The following is a 4,911-nucleotide window of genomic DNA, read 5'->3' as shown; positions in this document are numbered from 1 at the left end:
CCCGCCCCGGGCCGCGCGGCGCCCGTTGCGGCGCCCGAAGCGCGGCGAAGCAAACCTGTTAATATACCGAACTTCGGTTTCCGGGGTTGCCAGCCCCTGTCCGGCAGCACCTGCGGGAGGCCTTTTTTGCGGGTTTGCCACGGGTTTGCGCGGTGCCCCCGAGGCGTTCCAGCAGTGTCCCTGCAGGGGGCCGCGGCGGCGCTCCGGACGGTGCCTCCGGTGAGGCCGCGCGGCAGCCTGGCGCGCGGCGCGCGCATCCGGCACGCCGCGCGGGCCGGTCCGGCAACCAGTCTCGGAAATTCCCACGATCGCAATGTCGTCGATCCATAGCTCCTCCCAAGATGCGGCCAAGGCCGACGATTCCAAGGCCGACGGCGCCAGCGCGCCGGCCGCGGGGCGCGACCGCATGACCCGCATGGAACTGCGGGCCAGCATCTCGCTCGCCAGCATCTTCGCGCTGCGCATGCTCGGCCTGTTCCTGATCCTGCCGGTGTTCGCCGAATACGCGGCCGGGCTGCCCGACGGGCACGACGCCCAGCGCGTGGGCCTGGCGATGGGCATCTACGGCCTGATGCAGGCCTTCCTCCATATCCCGCTGGGCTGGCTGTCCGACCGCGTCGGCCGCAAGCCGGTCATGGTCGCCGGGCTGCTGCTGTTCGTCGCCGGCGGGCTGGTGGCGGCGAACGCGGACACGCTCAACGGCATCATCGCCGGGCGCGCGCTGCAGGGCATGGGCGCGATCTCCGCGGCCATCACCGCCTGCATCGCCGACCTGACCCGCGAGCAGCACCGCACCAAGGCGATGGCCCTGGTCGGCGGCAGCATCGGCCTGACCTTCGCGCTGTCGCTGGTGATTGCCTCGCCGCTGCTGCACGGCATCGGCATGCCGGGCATCTTCACGCTGATGTCGGTGCTCGGCGTGCTCGCCATCCTGGTCACGCTGTTCCTGGTGCCCGCGCCGCCGCCGCCGCATCCGGTGCGCATGCCGTTCCGCGCGGTGCTGGCCAACCCCGACCTGCTGCGGCTCAACGTGGGCGTGCTCGCGCTGCACGCCTCCCAGGTCGCCATGTTCATGGTGGTGCCGGCCATGCTCAGCGACGCCGGCATGCCGCTGGACCAGCACTGGAAGGTCTACCTGCCGGTGGTGCTGGTGTCCTTCGTGCTGATGCTCGGGCCGATGATGGCCGCCGAGCGCTACGGCAAGGTGCGTCCCGTGCTGCTGTGCGCGGTCGGCCTGATGACCGCCGTGCAGCTGCTGTTCGCCGCCGTGCACGGCCTGTGGGGCATCGTCGCGGTGCTGCTGCTGTTCTTCGTCGCCTTCAACGTGCTCGAAGCCATGCAGCCCTCGCTGGTGTCGCGCTACGCCGCCGCCGCGCGCGGAGCCGCGCTCGGCGTGTACAACACCACCCAGGCGCTGGGCCTGTTCCTCGGCGGCGCGGCCGGCGGCTGGCTGCTCAAGCACGAAGGCCGCAGCGCCGTGTTCCTCGGCTGTGCGGTGGTGCTGCTCCTCTGGCTTATAATCGCCTGGAACATGAAGTCGCCCCCGGCGCGGAAAAGCAGTGCGCCGGCCGTCGCCGCCTGAAGCCGGCGGCAACGCCGGCGATGACGGAGGTGGGCCCGCAAGGGTTTCCCGCATCACTTATTAACGCTTTTCGCCGCAATTTGGCGTTAGCATGACCGCGCGCCCGACTCAATGGCCGGGGGCGCGTTATTCGTTTACGCGCATTTTTTTCCAGCGCATTTGTTTGCGCATCAGTCAAGGCATCGCCACGCCGCTTGCAGCAGAGGGCGTGGCCCTGGGAGAACACTCACATGGCATCGATCAATAAAGTCATCCTCGTCGGCAACCTGGGCGCGGACCCCGAAACCCGCTACATGCCCAGCGGCGACGCCGTGACCAACATCCGCCTGGCGACCACCGACCGCTACAAGGACAAGCAGAGCGGCGAGTTCAAGGAAGCCACCGAGTGGCACCGCATCGCCTTCTTCGGCAAGCTGGCCGAGATCGCCGGCCAGTACCTGAAGAAGGGCTCGCAGGTCTATATCGAAGGGCGCATCCGCACCCGCAAGTGGACCGACCAGTCCGGCGCGGAAAAATACAGCACCGAAATCGTCGCCGATCAGATGCAGATGCTGGGCTCGCGCCAGGGCATGGGCGGCGGTGGCGGCGGTGACGACATGGGCGGCGGCTACGGCGGCGGCCGCGAGTCGAGCGGCGGCGGCGGCGGTGGTGGCTATGGCGCGCGCGGCGGCCAGGCTGCCGGCGGTGGCGGTGGCCAGCAGGGCGGCGGCGCGGCGCGGCGTCCGCAGCCGGCGCCGTCGAACGGCTTCGAGGACATGGACGACGATATTCCGTTCTGACCTCCCGCAACGGAAAGCTGTAAACATCGAACCCCGCCGAGTGCGGGGTTTTTGGCATCTGAGCTGCAAGTTCTTGCTTGCATGTTCGTGTGTTTCTCTCCACCTTGAAGCGTTGTCATGTTTCCGTGGGGCAGTGGCATGCGCACTCTGACTCACTCGCTGGTGGGAGAAGGCTCCTCCGGGATTCGATTCGCCAGATTCGTTGGCGGTGAACGGGTTCCGGTGCGAGTCGATCGCCGCGGCCTCCGCGCCTATCTGCCCACGTTATCTGTTACCGCCCAGATTCGGAGCGCCGGCAAGGCACCGAACACCATGCTCGCCGCGCTCCATGCATGGCGGTGGCTTAGAAGGTCGCGTTGACCTTCCGTGCGCGTGCGCGGCGCTGGCGCACAACCGCCTTGCGTTTGCCACCTACGCCGACACCCGCTCGGTATCCGGCATGACGAAGCGATGTTCGATCAGGTCGGCTTGCGGATGGTAGTAGCGCAGGGCCATGGCGAACCTCCCCTTGGGTGCCGGGAGCCAGTTGGCGAGGCCTTCCGCGGGCGGTGCGCATTGGATGGCGAGATCCAGAGACCCGTCCGCGTTTCGCGTCAGCCCGGGCGTACGATCGCCGATGGCGTAGCGCTGGATCGGATTCGCCGTGAAGAAGCGCCGCCCGTCCGGCGCGAACTCGTACATCGACAGCGACCAGAAGGCGTTCACGGGCATCCGTGCAGGCACGTGCAGCCGGTAGCAGTGCGCGCCGTCGAGCGGCTGGCCGTCTCCATCGGTCAATGCACTGGCGTAGATGGCTTCCGAGCGCTCCAGCGCGCCGAGTCCAACCAGCGAGATATAGGCGCGGTACAAATAGTCGGTGCCGAAGTTGCCGATGTGGTCCATGCCGCTGAGCCAGGATCCGCGCGGTCCGTTCCGGCGGAGGCTGCCCTTGGGCGGGTGCTCCAGTTCGTGGCGCAGCGCGGGCCACAGGCGTGTCCAGGCCTCACGGATCTCCGGCGACAGCGTGTCCCACGCGGCCAGGTCGCCGGCGCGGACGCCCAGGTCGGCAAAGCCCGCCACCATCTCCTGTTCATGCGCGGGCACGCCGTTGCGCGCCAGCGCTTCGTTGACCAGCGCCAGGTAGGCGGCGGGGCGGGTCTCGTCGGGCGTGGTCTGGAGGCGTGCGGGCGGCACGGCGCTTGTGCCGAGCCGCATCTGTTCCTGCAGCGCATGGACTTGCGGCAGGTCCGACGGGCCGTCGACGAGCACGCGTGCCAGCAGCCAGACGTCGTTGCACGGGGCGCGCGCCAGGACGGCGCCGTTGGGCAGCCCGGCCGGCGCGCTGGCGTGGTGCGCCGGCCCGGCGATGACGAACACGTGCGCGCCGGGGCCATTCGTGCGCAGGCCCAGGCAGGCGAAATTGTTGGTGAAGGCATCCATCAGCGCCACGCTGTAGTAGCGGCTGCCCATGTCGGGAACCGTCAGCGTGGCGGGGCCGGCGGACAGGTCGAGCCATGCCAACGAATACAGCGTGTCGTTGTTCGGCATCGTCACCTGGCGCGCGCGGTCGTCCAGCAGATCGCGGTTGTGATGCAGCTGGTTGGCTGGCCTGCCGTGCGTGGTCTCGTGCTGCGTGAAGCGCCAGCGCGTGCGTGCCAGGTCGTGCAGCGCAAAGGTGTAGATAAAGGCTGCGCGGATGCGCTGGTCCAGTGCGGCGCGGTCTGTGGTCATGTCGGTTCCTCGATGGTGTCGTTAGTCCACGGTGATGTGGTTGGCGCGAATCACGTTGCCCCAGACCGCCACGTCGTCGCGCACGGTCTGCGCAAACTGCTCCGGCGTCTTGATTGGCGGATCGGTCATGTTCATTTGCAGGAAGCGCTCCCGTATGTCGGCGCTGGCCAATGCCTGGTTCACTTCCGCGTTGAGCCGCTGGACGATGGCGGCGGGGGTGCCGGCCGGCGCGAACAGGCCGTACCAGCTATCGGTGTCGAATGGGTAGCCCTGCTCGGTCATGGTCGGCACGTCCGGCGTGGCCGCGCCGCGCCGCGTGCCGCTGATGGCCAGCACGCGCAGCTTGCCGGCCCGGATCAGCGGCAGCGACGACGACGCATCGACCCATCCCACCTTCACGATGCCACCCTGCATGTCGTTCAGGATCTGCGGCACGGACTTGTAGGGCACATGCCGCATGCGGATGCCGCTCTGCATCCGCAGTGCCTCCATCGTCAGATGGCCGCCGGAGCCGATGCCCCACGACGCGTAGTCGTAGGTGTCGGGCCGCGCCCGCACGTGGGCGACGAACTCCTTCAGATTGCGCGCCGGAAACGCCGGCACCACCACCAGGAAGTTGCCGCCCGCGCCAATCTGGGCCACCGGCGTCAGGTCACGCAGCCCGTCGTACGGCATCTTTGGCTGCAAGGTCTGGTTGATGACCACCGTGGCCGCGTAGGTGAACAGCAGCGTCTGGCCGTCCGGCGCCGCCTTGGCGACGATGTTATTGCCGATGATGCCGGTGGCGCCGGGCTTGTTGTCGATCACGAACGGCTGGCCCAGGTCCTGCGACATCGGCTC

4 protein-coding genes are annotated in these 4,911 nt (G+C 68.5%); 2 read left to right on the top strand and 2 right to left on the bottom strand.

The genetic code is table 11. The annotated features are described in order from the left end of the window. The first annotated feature begins 313 nt into the window (after positions 1-313). Positions 314-1,582 carry an MFS transporter gene (locus tag K206_RS0123450; protein WP_020204830.1) on the top strand — a complete coding sequence of 423 codons (1,269 nt, stop codon included), beginning with the start codon at positions 314-316 and terminating at the stop codon, positions 1,580-1,582. A gap of 230 nt (positions 1,583-1,812) precedes the next feature. Next, a complete protein-coding gene (locus K206_RS0123445; RefSeq protein ID WP_020204829.1) occupies positions 1,813-2,361 on the top strand; it encodes a single-stranded DNA-binding protein in 549 nt (182 codons plus the stop codon). Positions 2,362-2,772: 411 nt separating this feature from the next. Here K206_RS0123445 and K206_RS0123440 read toward each other — a convergent pair whose 3' ends face one another. Together K206_RS0123440 and K206_RS0123435 are read right to left on the bottom strand one after the other, a co-directional pair. After that, positions 2,773-4,071, bottom strand: coding sequence for a DUF1254 domain-containing protein (locus K206_RS0123440; RefSeq protein ID WP_020204828.1), 1,299 nt, complete (start codon positions 4,069-4,071; stop codon positions 2,773-2,775). A 21-nt stretch (positions 4,072-4,092) separates the two neighbouring features. Then, positions 4,093-4,911: tripartite tricarboxylate transporter substrate binding protein (locus tag K206_RS0123435; protein WP_020204827.1), on the bottom strand; the 819-nt coding region annotated here is incomplete at its 5' end.

The sequence above is a fragment of the Cupriavidus sp. WS genome, from assembly GCF_000395345.1.
In the GTDB taxonomy this organism is placed as follows: domain Bacteria; phylum Pseudomonadota; class Gammaproteobacteria; order Burkholderiales; family Burkholderiaceae; genus Cupriavidus; species Cupriavidus basilensis_B.
This window is presented reverse-complemented; position numbering and strand designations above follow the sequence as displayed.